Annotated in this window: 13 protein-coding genes and 1 pseudogene; 3 read left to right on the top strand and 11 right to left on the bottom strand. The window is 68.7% G+C overall.

Translation table 11 applies throughout. The features are described 5' to 3' along the window. Window positions 1–205: 205 nt before the first annotated feature. Entirely contained in the window at window positions 206–1,387 is a 1,182-nt protein-coding gene (locus RCG67_RS13845; RefSeq protein ID WP_368827090.1) for an NAD(P)-dependent malic enzyme, read from the top strand. A 205-nt stretch (window positions 1,388–1,592) separates the two neighbouring features. Here RCG67_RS13845 and RCG67_RS13840 read toward each other — a convergent pair whose 3' ends face one another. The 4 genes from RCG67_RS13840 to RCG67_RS13825 form a co-directional block, all read right to left on the bottom strand. Beyond that, entirely contained in the window at window positions 1,593–2,333 is a 741-nt protein-coding gene (locus tag RCG67_RS13840; protein ID WP_368827089.1) for a maleylpyruvate isomerase family mycothiol-dependent enzyme, read from the bottom strand. A 9-nt stretch (window positions 2,334–2,342) separates the two neighbouring features. After that, window positions 2,343–3,218, bottom strand: a complete 876-nt coding sequence (locus tag RCG67_RS13835) for a fumarylacetoacetate hydrolase family protein (protein ID WP_368827088.1) — start codon at window positions 3,216–3,218, stop codon at window positions 2,343–2,345. Window positions 3,219–3,325: 107 nt separating this feature from the next. Continuing rightward, a complete protein-coding gene (locus RCG67_RS13830) occupies window positions 3,326–4,426 on the bottom strand; it encodes a cupin domain-containing protein (RefSeq protein WP_368827086.1) in 1,101 nt (366 codons plus the stop codon). Window positions 4,427–4,578: 152 nt separating this feature from the next. Continuing rightward, window positions 4,579–5,379 carry an IclR family transcriptional regulator gene (locus RCG67_RS13825; RefSeq protein ID WP_368827085.1) on the bottom strand — a complete coding sequence of 267 codons (801 nt, stop codon included), beginning with the start codon at window positions 5,377–5,379 and terminating at the stop codon, window positions 4,579–4,581. Between the two features lie 283 nt (window positions 5,380–5,662). Here RCG67_RS13825 and RCG67_RS13820 point away from each other — a divergent pair, with 283 nt between their 5' ends. Further along, entirely contained in the window at window positions 5,663–6,919 is a 1,257-nt protein-coding gene (locus RCG67_RS13820) for an FAD-dependent monooxygenase (RefSeq protein WP_368827084.1), read from the top strand. A gap of 342 nt (window positions 6,920–7,261) precedes the next feature. On the opposite strand, the gene RCG67_RS13815 is transcribed toward RCG67_RS13820, so the two are convergent. Further along, window positions 7,262–7,486, bottom strand: coding sequence for a hypothetical protein (locus tag RCG67_RS13815; RefSeq protein WP_368827082.1), 225 nt, complete (start codon window positions 7,484–7,486; stop codon window positions 7,262–7,264). A gap of 69 nt (window positions 7,487–7,555) precedes the next feature. Between RCG67_RS13815 and RCG67_RS13810 the strand changes: the two genes are divergently transcribed. Continuing rightward, a complete protein-coding gene (locus RCG67_RS13810) occupies window positions 7,556–7,918 on the top strand; it encodes a SpoIIAA family protein (protein WP_368827081.1) in 363 nt (120 codons plus the stop codon). Window positions 7,919–8,541: 623 nt separating this feature from the next. Here RCG67_RS13810 and RCG67_RS13805 read toward each other — a convergent pair. The 6 genes and pseudogenes from RCG67_RS13805 to RCG67_RS13780 all read right to left on the bottom strand — a co-directional run. Continuing rightward, entirely contained in the window at window positions 8,542–9,810 is a 1,269-nt protein-coding gene (locus RCG67_RS13805; protein ID WP_368827079.1) for an FG-GAP repeat domain-containing protein, read from the bottom strand. 177 nt (window positions 9,811–9,987) lie between these two features. Next, complete coding sequence (locus RCG67_RS13800) at window positions 9,988–11,211, bottom strand: FG-GAP repeat domain-containing protein (RefSeq protein WP_368827078.1); 1,224 nt, start codon at window positions 11,209–11,211, stop codon at window positions 9,988–9,990. An 894-nt stretch (window positions 11,212–12,105) separates the two neighbouring features. Beyond that, window positions 12,106–12,513 carry a hypothetical protein gene (locus tag RCG67_RS13795; RefSeq protein ID WP_368827076.1) on the bottom strand — a complete coding sequence of 136 codons (408 nt, stop codon included), beginning with the start codon at window positions 12,511–12,513 and terminating at the stop codon, window positions 12,106–12,108. Between the two features lie 366 nt (window positions 12,514–12,879). Next, window positions 12,880–13,698, bottom strand: a complete 819-nt coding sequence (locus tag RCG67_RS13790) for an MBL fold metallo-hydrolase (RefSeq protein WP_438612677.1) — start codon at window positions 13,696–13,698, stop codon at window positions 12,880–12,882. 752 nt (window positions 13,699–14,450) lie between these two features. Beyond that, on the bottom strand, window positions 14,451–14,756 hold the full coding sequence (locus RCG67_RS13785) for a DUF4193 domain-containing protein (protein WP_368827073.1): 306 nt from the start codon (window positions 14,754–14,756) through the stop codon (window positions 14,451–14,453). 361 nt (window positions 14,757–15,117) lie between these two features. After that, window positions 15,118–15,333 (bottom strand): annotated as a pseudogene (locus RCG67_RS13780) (hypothetical protein); the annotation flags it as partial.

Here is a 15,333-nt window from a genome sequence, read left to right as displayed (position 1 = left end):
ACCGCAGATGCATTGTCCGTGGTGAACTGAAGCCTCCGCCCAAGTAAGGAGGACCTTCCCGCCCGGGGCGCCTGCTGGGATATGCCGGCGCCGTCCTGGACATGCCTAGATCCGTTCCGCGGAATGTCGATCACTACCGCAGACTCCGCGACCGCAACGACCGGGGTCTTTGACGCCCTCAACGATGAGAGCACGAGGAACGCGCATGACCGACGAGAACCAGCAGCCCGGCCCGATCACGTCCGAGGAGATCTTCGCCAAGCACGAGGGCGGGAAGCTCTCCGTGGTCTCGAAGTCCCCGCTGGCCACCCGCCGGGACCTGTCCATCGCCTACACCCCCGGGGTCGCCGAGGTCTCCCGCGCGGTGGCCGCCGATCCGGCCATGGCGGGCACCCACACCTGGGCCGGCCGGCTCGTGGCCGTGGTCTCCGACGGCTCCGCCGTGCTGGGCCTGGGCGACATCGGCCCGGCCGCGTCCCTGCCGGTGATGGAGGGCAAGGCCGCCCTGTTCAAGACCTTCGCCGACCTGGACTCGATCCCGATCGTGCTCGACACCCAGGACGTCGAGGAGATCGTGCGCACGGTCAAGCTGCTGCGCCCGTCCTTCGGGGCGGTGAACCTCGAGGACATCTCGGCCCCGCGCTGCTTCGAGATCGAGGCCCGCCTGATCGAGGAGCTCGACATCCCGGTGATGCACGACGACCAGCACGGCACCGCCGTGGTGGTGCTGGCCGCCCTGCTCAACGCCGCGGCCCTGGTGGGCAAGGACCTGGCCGGTCTCAAGGTGGTGATCGCGGGTGCCGGGGCGGCCGGGGTCGCGATCACCGAGATCCTGCTGGCCCAGGGCATCGAGGACGTGGTGCTGATGGACTCCCGCGGCATCGTCTCGCGGGAGCGCGACGACCTCAACGCGATCAAGGCCGACTACGCGGCCCGCACCAATCCGCGCGGGCTGATCGGCGGGCCCAAGGACGCCCTGGAGGGCGCCGACGTGTTCGTGGGCGTCTCCGGCGGGACGATCCCGGAGGAGTACCTCACCGAGCTGGCGGACGAGGCGATCGTGTTCGCCCTGGCCAATCCGGACCCGGAGATCATGCCGGACGTGGCGGCGAAGTACGCCTCCGTGGTGGCCACCGGCCGGTCGGACTTCCCGAACCAGATCAACAACGTGCTGGCCTTCCCCGGGATCTTCCGCGGGGCACTGGACGCCGGGGCGGCCCGGATCACCCCGGTCATGAAGCTGGCCGCCGCGCAGGCGATCGCGGCGATCGCCGCCGAGGACGGCCTGACCGCCGAGCACATCGTGCCCTCCGCCCTGGATCCGAGGGTGGCCCCGGCTGTGGCCGCCGCCGTGGCCGCCTGCGCGCATGAAGAGGTGGCCGTGTGACCAGATCCGCATTCATCGACTCCTAAATGCCTGGGTGACCGCGTTTTTCCGCGGTCACCCAGGCATTTACCAACAAAGTATTGAGGCGCAGATCCTGCGCTTCATGTATATGCGGTTAGGGGAGCAGAGGTCTCAACAACCGGATTGTTACCGCTGGTAGACGCTTGAGCATTTTGGGGACCTGCGGCGGTGTGTGCGGTGCGGTTCAGAGCCAGCGCGGGGCCAGCACATCGGCGCCTTCGCGCAGCCGGTGACCGCCGCGGCCCGAGGCCCACTGGACCACTGCTGCCAGGTCTCCGCGCACGACCGGGCCGCACTCACGGCCGGCCCCGGCTCCGAGCTCGTCGAGTACGGGGGAGCCGTCGACCTGGATCCGCAGGCCGGGGTCAGTGCCCCGGGCGGCCCAGGCGTTGGTGATCTCGCGCAGCAGCCGGGCAAGGACCTCGGTGGGGACGTCCGCGAAGCGGGCGCCGTTGTTGAGGTCGACCGCGTGCAGCCATACTTCGCGGTTGCGCATCCACACGGTTTCCATGGCCGGCACGGTCCGGCCCTGGGCGGTGCGCACCTCGTGAGCCCAGGCGGGGTCGGGGGTGTCGCGCCACTCGACGTTGAGCGAGACCGCGGCGTGGTCGTTGAGGTGGCGCAGCGCCCGGGGCGGCAGGGTCGCCCCGTAGGCTATCTCGGCGTTGCGGGCCGCGGGGGAGGAGTACATCGGGGTCTCCACCCCGGTGTTGGCCCACTGCACCAACCGGGTCAGCGCCCGGGCGTTGTAGCCGACGTGGGCGATCAGGTGTCGTCGGGTCCAGCCGGGCAGCAGGGTGGGGCCGTCGAGCTCGTCGTCGGTAAGTTCGTTGACCTTCCGCGACCAGAACGCCGTGCCGCGCCGCACGAGCAGCAACTGGGCCTTGAGCTCCTCGTCCGTAGTGAGGTCGTGGCGGGCGACCACGGATACCCCTTACCGGCCCGCCGCAGGGACGGCCGCGGCGGTGGTGCGCTCGGCGAACGCGGCGGGGTCGAGGATCTCGTTGCTGAGGGTGCCGATGCCGTCGATGGAGACCTCGACCACGTCGCCGGACTTCAGGAAGACCTGCGGGGTCCGGGCACGCCCGACGCCGCCGGGGGTGCCGGTAAGGATGATGTCCCCGGGGTTCAGCGGCAGCATCGTGGAGAGATAGGAGACCAGGTGGGCAGGCGTGAAGAGCAGATCCCCGATGGAGTGTTCCTGCATCACCTCCCCGTTGACCGTGGTCCGCAGCGTGGCCGCCGCCGGGTCGAACTCGTCGGCGGTGACCATGACCGGGCCCACCGGGGTGGAGGCCGCCCAGATCTTGCCCTGCAGCCACTCCTTGGTGCGGAACTGCCAGCCGCGCATCGAGATGTCGTTGGCCGCGGCGTAGCCGGCGATGTACTCACCGGCCTCGGACTCGGCGACCTTGTAGGCGCGCTTGCCGATGACGACCACGAGCTCGCCCTCCCAGTCCAGCTGCTCGTCCTCGGTCACGGCCTCGATCGGGTCGTTCGGGGCGGTGAGGGTCTCGGAGAACTTGGCGAAGATCGTGGGGTAGGTCGGCAGGTCGCGTCCCATCTCCTGGATGTGGGACTTGTAGTTGAGCCCCACGCACAGGACCTTGCCGGGGTCGGCGACGGTCGTCTCCAACTCCGCCTGGTCGGCCGGGTGCTGCGCCCCGGCGGCCTGCTCGGCCAGCTCACGCCAGTTCTCCTCGCCCAGCAGGGCGCCGAGATCCGGGTAGCCCTCGATCTCGGTGAAGACCTCACCGTCGAGGCGGGCGGCAGTGGTGGCGCCGTTGATACGCAGAGTTGCAAGCTTCATGGGTTCTGTACTCCTGGGTTGGTGTGCGGTGACGCCCGGCGGGGCGCCCCCCGGACGTGGCCCGGTGCGCGGCGCGGACTGCACCGCGCACCGGTTGGGGAGGGGTGCTACTTCTCCTCGCCCTCCACGAAGGTGCGGTTGAAGTTGAGCTTCTCAACGATCGGCTGGTCGCCGAACTTGAACAGGTCGAAGCCGGTCTCGGCCTGGATCTGCCAGGCGGTCCAGGACGGGACGACCACCAGGTCGCCCTTCTCGACGACACGGACCTCACCGTCCAGGACGAACTGGCCGCGGCCCTCGAAGACCTGGTAGACGCTCGAGCCGACCTCCCGGGTGGTGCGGGTCTCGGCCCCGGGGCGGAACCGGTGGAACTCGGCGCGGATCGTGGGCATCACGTCCCCGCCGGTGGTCGGGTTCACGAAGCGCACGGCCGCGTGGCCGGGCTCGACGGTGGCGGGGTAGCCCTCGTCCTCGATGGCCAGCTGCTCGGTGAGCGCGGCGTCGGTGTGCTCCCACCGGTAGGCCCCGATCGGGGAGGACACGGTGTTGCCCAGACCCGACAGGGGCCGCAGGCCGGGATGGCACCACAGCCGCTCGGAGCGGGAGTACTGCGGGGTGGACTCGTCGGTGACCCGGTCGATGCCGAACTCGAAGAACGCGGTGTCGGTGTAGTGCACGAACGGGATGTCCAGGCCGTCGATCCAGGCCATGGGCTTATCGGTCTCGTTGTGGTGACCGTGGAAGTTCCAGCCCGGGGTGAGCAGGAAGTCCCCGCGCGACATCCGCACGGGGTCACCGTTGACCACGGTCCACACGCCCTCGCCCTCGACGACGAAGCGGAAGGCGTTCTGGGAGTGCCGGTGCTCGGGAGCCACCTCGTGCCCGCCCAGGTACTGGATGGCGCACCACAGGGTGGGGGTCGCATAGGGGCGTCCGCCCAGTCCGGGGTTGGCCAGGGCGATGGCGCGGCGTTCCCCGCCGCGGCCCACGGGCACCAGGTCCCCGGCCCGCTCGGCCAGCGGCAGCAGGTTTCCCCACTCCCACACGAAGGGCACCGCCGCCGACTTCGGGGCTTCGGGCATGAGATCGCCGATCTCGGTCCACAGCGGGATCATGTGCCCGGACTCGAAGTCCCGGTACAGGGCATCGAGCTGGATCTGCTCCTGCGGGGTCGGGGCCGGGGCCGTCATCTGGTTGTCGTGATTCATCGCGGACTCCTCGGTGGGCGCCGAACCGGCCGGGCGGCACGCCCTCCGGTGTGATGTGAGTTACGCACCACGCTAGGACATGGACCGACTCCCGGGACAAATTATTCTGCACAGCAGAACTAAAGCGGGGGCATGTCGATAGGTGCGTCGGGCTAGGCTGGGGAGGCCGTCGGGGCGCCGGCGATCTCCGTTTCGATCTCCCCGACCACCTCTCGCAGCGCCCGAATGACAGCGGGGTCCTCGATGACGGCCCCACGCTGGCCAGGAACCGAGACAGACAGTGCGGCCAGCGGGCGCCCCTCGCGGTCACGCACAGCGCACGCGACCGCGGAGACCCCACGCTCGGCCTCTTCGCGGTTGAACGCCAGGCCTACCGAACGGATCGTCGCCAGAGAGCGGAGGAAGGCGCGGAAGGCGTCCTCGTCCAGGTACTCCCCGACCGTGCGGGCAGAGCTCGTGCGGTAGAGGCGGGCGAGGTCGTCCTGGGGCAGCCAGGACAGCAGAATTTTGCCCGCCGAGGTGGCGGTGGCCGGGAGCACGGCGCCGCGCCGGTCTCCGACGCGCAGCCAGCCGGAGCCCTCAACGGAGCTCAGGAAGCGTACGGTCGTGCCGACCCGGACCATGAGGTTGGTGGTCTCCCCGACTCGCTCACTCAGCAGCTCGAGGTAGGGCTGGATGAGGGTGCGCAGCCGCCCGTGCGAGCCGGTGTCCGGCACCTTGGCCCCCAACCCCGGTCCGGCCAGGTAGCGCCGTGAGTCGTCCTGCACCGCGAAGCCCCGGTAGACGAGCATCTGCAGCAGCCGGTGGGCGGTCGAGGGGGCCACATGGAGCTCCTCGGCCACGTCCTTGAGTCGCACTCCGCCCGAGTCGCGCAGCATCTGCAGCAGTCGCAGCACGTTGTCCACCGACTGCAGTGAGTACGCCGGGCGGCGCGCGGGGTCCTTGCTCTGCATGCCCGCCAGTCTATCGACCGGCCCATTTCGAGTTCCATGGAGCAGAAAAAGTTTCCACCGGGGATATGAGCTACCCCATTCTGGTGAAGCGCGTCACAGCCGTTCGGTGTGCTCCCCACACCACCTTGAAGTGGCGATCCCATGTCTGCACCCGCCACCACCGTGCTGCAGCTCGTCCTCCTGCCCGTCCTCTTCCGAACCCTTCGTGCGCCCCGGTGCGTCTGACGTCCCCCGCACCCCGCACGGATCACAGCATTCCCACAGCCCGAAAGGAACCAGCACCATGGCACAGCACACCAAGGTCCTCGTCATCGGCGGCGGCATCGGCGGTTTCGGCAACGCCCTCGCCCTGCGCCGGCACGGCGCGGAGGTCGAGCTCGTCGAGCAGGCCCCCGAGTTCGGGGAGGTCGGTGCCGGCCTGCAGATGTCGCCCAACGCCACCCGCCTGCTGCGCGAGTGGGGGATTCTGGACCGCGCCATCGAAACTGGCGTGGCCCCCCGCTATATCGTCTTCCGCGACGCCATCACCGGTGAGGAGCTGCTACGCGAAGACGTCACCGGCGAGTACTACGAACGCTACGGCGCCCCGTACATCGTCGCCCACCGCTCCGACCTGCACCGGCTGCTGTGGGAAGAGTGCGAACGGCTCGGCGTCGTCCTCCACAACGACGTCCGGATCGAGAAGGTCGCAAACACCGCAGACGGTGCCCGGGCGACCGCCGTCGACGGGCGAGTCTTCGAAGCCGACGCGGTCATCGCGGCCGACGGCCTCAAATCAGTGGTGCGCGCCCAGCTCTCCGACGACCAGCCCGTGGGCTCCGAGTACGTGGCCTACCGCGGCGCCCTGCCGATCTCCCAGATCAAACACGCCGGGGACATGGAGGCCGTGGTCGTGTGGATGGGCCCCGAATGCCACCTCGTGCAGTACCCGCTGCGCCAGGGCGAGCTGTTCAACACCGTGGCCGTCTACCGGTCGAAGTCCTTCGCCGCCGGCCAGCTCCTCTACGAAGGTGACGCCGAGCTGCGTGAGGCCTACCAGGACTGCGTGCCCGAGGTCCGGGCCGCCCTGGACAACCTCAGCCACATCCAGCGCTGGCCCATGTTCGACCGCGTGCCGATCGGAAACTGGGTGGACGGCAACATCGCCCTGGCCGGCGACGCCGCGCACCCGATGCTGCAGTACCTCGCCCAGGGCGCCTGCCAGGCCCTCGAAGACGCCGCCGCCCTGGAGGCCATCGCGGCGAAGTCGGTGTTCGCGGACCCGGAGCACCACGACGCCACCCAGTGGAACGCCGTGTTCCAGGAGTACAACGCTGTCCGCCAGCCCCGCACCGCGCGGATCCAGACGACGGCGCGGATGTGGGGCGAGTCCTGGCACCTCAGCCGCCCGGTCGAACGGACCGTGCGCAACATACTCTGGAAGGCCGCCGATAAGCACGGCGCGTGGGATTACGCCGACTGGCTCTATGGCGAGCAAAAGTACGCTGACCCATCGGTTACTGAGGAAACAGCATCACTGGCGACTCCGAGAACCCGGTAGCCGGCAACAAAATGCTCCGTATCCGGTCGCATGCTCATAAGCACGGAGCCGCCATGCGATGGGCGACAGCCCTGGTGGAAGCAAGGTAGCTGGGTCGTCGATTGCACGTAAGGTCTGCGGGGCTGTAGCTGGAGTTCCCCGCGGACACACTGGCCCTAACCGTCCAGCGGCGTGTACAGGATCGATCGAACGAATGCTGGTTAACCCGCAGGGGCCGGAGCCGACAGCGGCTCTGGTCCCTGCGCTTTACATATGGCCCGGATAGCGGCCATCAGGCCAGCTGGGATGTCACGTGATCGTGCACCAGCCCCTGCGGCCCAGGCCGGTGCTCCATCAAGAGTGTCAGGTGCGGTTGTTCTGTCTGTGGTGCAGGAAGAGCGCTGCGATGATGGTGGCCATTAGAGTGACGAGCATGAGCACGGGTGCGGGCCAGGGGAATGTGGTGACCACGACCCCTCCAACGGCGGCTTCTGCGATCAAGCTCAGGAGGATGACCAGCCCGGGCAGTTGCTCGCGGAACAGTTTTCGCCGGCGAAGGTAATGACCAGCTTGGTAAGGGTTGTCCACCGAGCTTCGCCACGATTAGCGTCAAATGGGCAACCCATAAGACCATGCGAGCGAGCAGGGGGACTGGGCATGTTGGAGACCACGGTGCAGCCTGGCACCAATATCGTCACCCTCGACTACCGCGGAGGCCTCACTGTCGAGGATGAGCAGCGGATGCGACAGGTGCTCGACGAGGTGCTCCGGGACCACGGCAATCTGCGGGTGCTGGCAGTCCTGGGCTCGATCGACGTTTCGGCAGTCGAGCCCAAGGCGGCGTGGATGGATATGAAGGCCGCTGGATACCTTAAGCGGGTGGATCGCCTGGCGGTGGTCTCCGACGCGGCTTGGGTGTCGAAGCTGATCGAGTCGACCGCCGAGCTGGCACAGGTATCCGTGCGCACTTTCCCGGCCGACGAGCACAACTCGGCGCTGGCCTGGATTACTCAACCTTGACTGTGGGCCGTTGGAGCCCCCGACGAGCACCAGCACCGGGATTTAGCTCTCCTCTGCGCGGCCCGCGTGTCTCGGCCGGTGCACATCATCGGCCCCAGTGATCGCGACGGCCAGAGGTGGTCCCTCGGCGGTGACCAGCACGTGATATTCGGTGCTCTTCTTGCCGCCGTCGATGGGGTTGGAGCTGGTCAGCTCGTCCTTTTCCTATCCCGACGCTGGCCAATTCCAAGCAGGCCCTCGAGCAGCCGAGCAGGCCCTGCTGGCTCAGTTCCTGAAGTACGACGCTGTGGAGTTTCCCCTACGCTCGGGCCTCTTGTCAGGCCTGCAGCCGGCGCCAGTAGATGATTTCCGAACCGAAGCCCAGCTCTCTGGGCCCTCTTTTTCAGGCGATGCAGTTCTCGGTCGCGAACAGGATGCCCTCCAGAAAGTCATGGCCATCAACCCGTGGCCGCCCGCTTCTCCCGTTCTTCGCCGGCGGAGGGGGCAAGAGCAACGGTCCGAGCATCGCCAGCGACTGGTCGCTGACCAGTCGCTGGAATGGACTCTGCCTCGTCATGGCGACCATACTCGTCATCGACCCGCGGGCTCGATTGCCCCCGGACTTGGGTCGTTGAGAGCATTCTTCAGCCAGCGGCGGGGGTGGGCTTGCCCCCCACGTAGATCGCCGAGTGTCCGAAGCCGACGACCTCGTCCTGGCCGCGGCCGTTCACGTCGGCGAGCATGCGGGGGTACCGGTCCTCGGTCCAGCCGTCGTTGTAGCCGAACACGTGGTACTCCTGAAACGGGTCCCCGAAGGCGTCGGTGGTCAATCCGTGGGCCACGTGGACGCCGGTGTCCCCGAAGCCGACCACGTCCGCGGTCCCGTCGGCGTTGAGGCGGCCGAGGGTCCGCAGGTGCCGGTCACCCCGCCACCCCTGCACGGTGCCGAAGTCCTCGACCTCGAGCGACGCCGTGGAGAAGCTGCGCTCGGCCCCGGCGTAGGACACGAGGACCCCGCGATGTCCGAAGCCGACGATGTCCGCGGCCCCGTCCCCGTTGACGTCACCCAGCTCCCGGGGGTGCTGCCCCACGCGCCACCCCTGGTCGGAGCCGAAGTCGGGGACCTTCAGCTCCGGGGAGGTGAAGGGGTCGAAGGGGATCGTGAAGTACGACACGTACGCGCCGGCGTCCCCGAAGCCGACGATGTCGAGCGCCCCGTCGCCGTCCATGTCGGCCAGCTCGCGGGGGTGCTGGTCCACCCGCCAGCCGTCGTCGTACCCGTAGTACTGGCTGCGCGGCACAGGGTCCTCGAACCCCCGGTCGGTCTGACCGATCGCGGGCTGGCCGAACGCCACGTGGACCCCGGCGTTGCCGAAGCCGACGATGTCCGCCGTCCCGTCCCCGGCGAGATCGGCGACCTCGCGCAGGTGCCGGTCGACCCGCCAGCCCTGGTCGTAGCCGAAGTCCTCGACCTCCAGCACCGCCGGGGTGAAGGAGCCGTCGGCCTCGGCGTAGGAGACGTAGACGCCGGCGTTCCCGAAGCCCACGAGGTCCGCACGGCCGTCGCCGTCCACGTCGGCGACCGTGCGCACGTGCTGGTCGTTGTTCCAGCCCTGAGCGGTGCCGAAGTTCTGCACCGCCAGCGTCGGTGCGGTGAACGTGGTGTCAGACCGGCCGTAGGCGACGAACACCCCGGGATCACCGAAACCGACGATGTCGGCCATGCCGTCGCCGTTGACGTCCCCGAGCTCACGCACGTGCTGGTCCACGCGCCAGCCGGCGGTGTAGGAGAACATCTGGTGGGCGGTGGTGGTGTGGGAGGCGTGGGCCGGAGCGCCGACGGCCAGGCCGGCCGAGACCAGCGCCGCTGTCGAGGCGCCCGCGAACAGGCGGGCAGAGGTGGAGCAGCTCATGGTGATCTCCTAGCAGACCGGGTCGTCTGGTTCGGTGAGCGGGAGGCAACGCGGAGTGGACGTCTTGGCCTGCCCCGCTCCTGCGGGGCGGGTCCTGCCCGTTGCGTTCAGGATCCGGCGGTGCGGGTGTGCGGCCGCCCACCGGTCGGCGAGGCGGCCGCACACCGCGGTGGATCGTCAGAGCATCTCGATGATGGTGTTGGAGTAGCCGAAGCCGACGACCTCGGCGCGGCCATCCCCGTTCACGTCGGCCAGCTCCCGCGGGTAGTACTCGACCCGCCAGCCCTGGTCCCAGCCGAACTCGGTCAGCCACAGCGCCCCGTCGGTGAAGCCGCCACCGGGCTGGCCGTAGGCCACGTAGGTGCCGGCGTTGCCGAAGCCGACGATGTCGGCGCGGCCGTCGCCGTTGGCGTCGGTCATTCCCCTCGGGTGCATCCCGACCCGCCAGCCCTGGTCCCGGCCGAAGTTGCGCACCACCAGGCTCGCGTCCGTGAAGCTGTCGTCGGCCTGGCCGTAGGCCACGTAGGTGCCGGCGTTGCCGAAGCCCACGACGTCGTCGATCCCGTCGCCGTTGACGTCGGCCAGTTCCCGCGGGTGCTGGTCGACGCGCCAGCCCTGCTGGTACCCGAAGTTCTCCACCTTCAGCTCGGCCGCCGAGAGGGTGTTGTCGGCTCGGCCGTAGGAGACGTAGGTGCCGGCGCCGCCGAAGCCGACGATGTCGTCGATCCCGTCACCGTCGACGTCGCCGAGGACCCGCGGGTACTGGTCCTCGTTCCAGCCCTGGTCGGTGCCGTAGGATCTCAGCTTCAACTCGGGTTCAGTGAACCCGCCCTCGGGCTGGCCGTAGGAGACGTAGGTGCCGGCGCCGCCGAAGCCGACGACGTCGGCTCTGCCGTCGCCGTCGACGTCGCCGAGGACCCGCGGGTACTGGTCCTCGTTCCAGCCCTGGTTGGTGCCGAAAGAGCTCAGCTCCAGCTCCGGCTGGGTGAAGCCGCCGTCAGCCTGCCCGTAGGAGACGTAGGTGCCGGCGTTGCCGAAGCCGACGATGTCGGCTCTGCCGTCGCCGTTGACGTCGGCCAGCTCCCGCGGGTGCTGGCCCACGCGCCAGCCCTGCTGGACGCCGAAGCTGTCCAGCGCTCGTTCAGGGGCGTTGAACGTCCGGTCGTCTCGGCCCAAGGCCACGTAGGTGCCCTGGTTGCCGAAACCGACGATGTCGTCGTTGCCGTCGCCGTTGACGTCGGCCAGTTCCCGTTCGTGCTGGTCGACCCGCCAGCCGTTGGTGTAGGTGAAATAGGGTTGAGCCGCGGCATGGGCGGCGGTGCCCGTCGCGGCGACACTCCCCGCGGCCAGGGCAGCGGTCGTGGCACCCGCCAGCAGTCGTGAGGTTGTTGCGTGCTTCATCTCGGATTCCCCCAATAGTGGATCATCACGACGGATCGTCATGATGGGTCGTCAATTGTGGAACTTCTCGGTTGGCACAGGCGGACCGTCGTCCGCGATATCACCCTTCTCGGTCACTTTCCGCGGCGGCCAGGCTTTTCCTCGTCGATCCCGGATCCCGCCGGACCGTCCCTGTGACGGCTCCGATGTGCTGGGGATCACGGGCACCCCGGTCCGTCCAGGCTAGGTCGACCACCGTTGACGCACCAGCACCAGCACCACATTTCATGGTCTTCCATCAGTCCCTCTCGCCCTGCGGTGCGCACACGGAATCGGCCCAGGCGAAAACCATATTGAGGGAGCTTCAACGCCGTTACCCGGAACCTCACGATGTGCAGAGCCCGCGGATGGAGTCACTTCTGGTTTACATATGGCCCGGCTACCGGGCGCTGTCCACGAGGAAGAAGTTCATGTCGCCCTTGGGGCAGGGGGGGGCAGGGGAACGATCGGCGCGGGGATCGAGTCAGCTCCCACCTTTCTCCTGACCAGTCACCAAAGCGAACGGGTGGGGCGTTGTGACGACCCCGCCACCCGGCGCGGCCGGCGCCGTCGGGATGTGGTAATCCTCAGGTGTTCGTGCAACGGGTTCCTGGGCCCTGGGCGAGGGGAGCCGCGATGTCACTGCCCGCGGATTGTGCCCGCTGACCCCAGTGAGTCCGCGCCGAACTCGGACCTCCTGTCTGCCAGGCGTGCGCTGACCGGTCTTCGACCTCCGGCCCCCGTGAGGGTGGGCCATCCTCTGCGCGGGCTCCCCGGTGGCACCGGGCGTCCCAGAGCGATCCGACTCCGTCTCCAGTGGCGCGGCTTCTTCTTCCAGCACCCCTGTGCGCGGACCCGGGCGGGAGCCGCGCAGGGTCAGGGCGTGGCGGAGACCTCCCCGCCCAGCTCGTCCTGCAGCTGCTGCAGCCGAGCCTCATCCGAGGAGAGGATGACCCAGTTGCCCCCGTGCAGGAAAGGAACCCTTCCCCTGTCTCCGAGGGTGTTCACGAAGCCCTCCATGGCTTTCTCGGAGCCGGCAACAGCCATCCCCATGAGGCCGTTGCCGCAGTCCAGGAAAGTGGTCTGCGGGTCGTCCGGCGCGGACAGCTGATCCGTGCCCGGGCATTCCACGCCGGCGTCGACGACGTCTTCGCGCAGCGCCACGGCGTCCTCGTAGGTTTCGGCGGGGCCGTTGACCATCGTCTGGATGTCATCGGCGGTGGGCCCACACCCGGTCAGGGTCAGGGTCGCGAGGGCAAGCAAAGCAGCGGCGAAGCTGCGCATGAAGGGCGTCCTGACGTCGGTGGAGTCGGTAAGCACAGGGGATGCTGGCGCACGAGGAGCGTCTGCGAGAGCGTCACTGCGGATTCTATGTGCTCAGCTCGGATGGTGGCGGGATCGAATGCCGGCCCGCACCCTCGTAGATCAGGAGTGGACCTGCGCTCGGAGCGCAGGTGGCGTGCGCTCCGTTCACCGCGGCCACGCGGAAAAGGAACGCCACCATCTGGTCGCGGTGGATCTTGCTGGCAGGTTGGTAGGTCTGGGTGCCGGCAGCGGCCGTCCACCCATTGGAGAGCCGGCCTCGGGGCCGTACACGAGGTTCTGCAGCGGGCCGGGGGCATCCTGGGTCGTGAACCTGCCGGTTCGGGTTCAGGTCAGGTGGTCGTGGTCCCCGCGGACCCACGCCACGTGCCGGGCGGCGGAGCGTGCCACTGCGTCCCGGGCCCCGGCGTCGATGGTGCCCCCGGTGTTGCTGTAGAGCCGGTCGAATTCCAGGGCCGTGGCGGCAGCCGCGATCCGCTGCACCACGGCCGGCGAGAGCGGGTACTGATTGACGTAGCTGCGCATGAACGCCACCGTCCGCCGGTCCGGGTTGACGTGAAGCGTGTCGCCGGCCAGCAGCACGCCGCGGCCCTGGGCCCCGGCCTCCCAGTGCACCACAGCGCTGCCGGGAAAGTGCCCACCCAGGGTGTGCAACCTCACCCCGGGCAGCAGCTGCCGCTGCCCGGACCAAGAGCCGATCGCCGGATCCTGACGTTGCACCCATTGGCGGTCGGCCTCGGCCACCAGCACCGGAACCCCACCCAGAGCGTGGGACCACTCAACCTGCACCCCGTACATGTGCGGGTGGCTGGCGATGATGAAGGCGGCCCCGCCCAGCTCTTGCACCCGCTCTATCGCGGCCGAATCGAGGAAGCCGGTCGGATCCCACAGCAGATTCCCCGCCGGAGTGCGCAACAACAGGGCACGCTGTCCGATCCCGACACGGGGAACGACACGGATTCCGTACAGGTCCGGCTCGAGCTGCTCGATCCGGGTCTCATGGCCCGCGCTGCGCAGCTCTTCCAGAGTCGTCCACCGCGGGCCGTGGAGCGCCTTGTCCTCCCGGTCGTCCGCGCAGATTGCGCAGCCCTCAGGCGGCTGGGCCGTCAGAGCATGCTCCACACCACACGATCGGCACATCCACACAGGCACGGGTTCTCCTCCTACGGTGCGGCATTGGCCACAGCGTACAAACCCCAGGCGACCACACCACCCGTTGACACCCGTGGACAGTAGGCGCACGAGAGGTCTCTGCTGACAGTCTCTGACCCGACGCGGGAGACCGCATTCAGAAATCTCTTGACAGGGAGTCGAACTCCCACGGACACTTTTCTCATGCCGTTGCGTTGCACATTACGCGCAGCGTTGCATTATCTGCAGATACCTCTTCTTCAATCCTGTATCCCCAGCTGATGTCAGTCCACGTCTGATGGCGGACCATCCCTCACCTTCTGATCGGTCCCGGGTTCGTCCACCTTCCGCAGTGCAGGGGCGCCGTCGGTCCCTGTCCGAACGACATCTGCGATCACAACGCCAGGAGATCCGCTATGAGCTTTGCACGCCGCCTTCTCGCAAACATCTTCAACGACTGGTCCGTCTCAGCGCCCACTTCGGCCGCCTCCAGTGCTGAGTCTGTCACCTCCCATCCCTACGGGGCCTCGGGGCGACTCACTGCCGTTCCCTGGGCGGGCCTCCAGCTCGACGTCACTGACTGACAGCCCCGCGAGACCGCTTTCCAAGCTCAACCCGCAGGCCGTGCGGCGCCGGAAGAAGGCCGCCGGCAGCTCGTAGCACCGTCGGCCGGCTGAACAGGAGGCGGCAGGACGACGACGGCGCGGGCCCCGACACCGTCCGGTGCCGGGGCCCGCGCCGTCGATCCTGAACGAGAGCCGAGGGGCTCAGCCCTCGCAGTCCGTGCAGTACGCCCGGCCGTTGTTCTGGCGGGCGAGCTGGGAGCGGTGGTGGACCAGGAAGCAAGAGGCGCAGGCGAACTCGTCGGCCTGCTGCGGCACCACGGCCACAGTGAGCTCTTCGTGCGAGAGGTCAGCGCCGGGCGGGTCGATGCCCTCGGCGGTGTCGGCGTCCTCGAGATCGATCGACGGCGCCTGGGCTGCCGTGCTGGTGCGGGCACGGATCGCCTCCGATGACTCGTTGGCCGGCTCGTCCTCGGGGCGGGTGCGCGGGGTGTCGCCATCGGTGGCCAAGCGCGGAAGCATGCTCCTTCACAGCAATCAAAGGAGTGGACTCGAATCAGAACTCGGCCGACACCCCCAGGATTCCGCGCCAGGTGGCGCCCCAGCCGATCGACAGGGGGGGGAGGCGGCGGACAGGCTCAGCGCCTTGAACTTCACATATGGCCGACTCCCTGCCCTTCTTGTGGGGGCGGCGCTGCGGCCGGGGCTTCCGGTGCAAGCTCCGGCCGCGAGAAACCCAGGGGGTGAGTGCGGACCCCGGGCGGCCAGCACGTCGGCTGGGGCCTCGGTCGCCTCTCCGGAGCAGCGGAGGAAGTCCGTCGGTCCACGAGGAAAGGACCGCCCGGAGGCGGTCCCTTCAGCGTGGGCGGGCTCAGACGGTGTTGTGGCCGTCGTTGCCGCGCCGGGTGCCGGCCCCCGTCTCCTCCGCGGACGCGTCCTCGAGGGTGGGCGCGGTCTCCGGGCCTGTCCCGGTGCGCTGGTACTCGTGGTGCGTGCCGTGGACGCGGTCCAGCAGCTCGTGGAAGTGCTGCTCGGAGGCGATGAGCTCGTCCCGGTACCGGGGGGAGATCGAGCCCATCTGCTCCTG

Source organism: Kocuria cellulosilytica (genome assembly GCF_040981245.1).
Taxonomy (GTDB): domain Bacteria; phylum Actinomycetota; class Actinomycetes; order Actinomycetales; family Micrococcaceae; genus Kocuria; species Kocuria cellulosilytica.
This window is presented reverse-complemented; position numbering and strand designations above follow the sequence as displayed.

Coding starts and splice junctions, on each gene's coding strand:
- RCG67_RS13830 (WP_368827086.1), bottom strand. CDS start 4,426: ATGAATCACGACAACCAGATGACGGCCCCGGCCCCGACCCCGCAGGAG.
- RCG67_RS13845 (WP_368827090.1), top strand. CDS start 206: ATGACCGACGAGAACCAGCAGCCCGGCCCGATCACGTCCGAGGAGATC.
- RCG67_RS13800 (WP_368827078.1), bottom strand. CDS start 11,211: ATGAAGCACGCAACAACCTCACGACTGCTGGCGGGTGCCACGACCGCT.
- RCG67_RS13835 (WP_368827088.1), bottom strand. CDS start 3,218: ATGAAGCTTGCAACTCTGCGTATCAACGGCGCCACCACTGCCGCCCGC.
- RCG67_RS13805 (WP_368827079.1), bottom strand. CDS start 9,810: ATGAGCTGCTCCACCTCTGCCCGCCTGTTCGCGGGCGCCTCGACAGCG.
- RCG67_RS13795 (WP_368827076.1), bottom strand. CDS start 12,513: ATGCGCAGCTTCGCCGCTGCTTTGCTTGCCCTCGCGACCCTGACCCTG.
- RCG67_RS13820 (WP_368827084.1), top strand. CDS start 5,663: ATGGCACAGCACACCAAGGTCCTCGTCATCGGCGGCGGCATCGGCGGT.
- RCG67_RS13825 (WP_368827085.1), bottom strand. CDS start 5,379: ATGCAGAGCAAGGACCCCGCGCGCCGCCCGGCGTACTCACTGCAGTCG.
- RCG67_RS13810 (WP_368827081.1), top strand. CDS start 7,556: ATGTTGGAGACCACGGTGCAGCCTGGCACCAATATCGTCACCCTCGAC.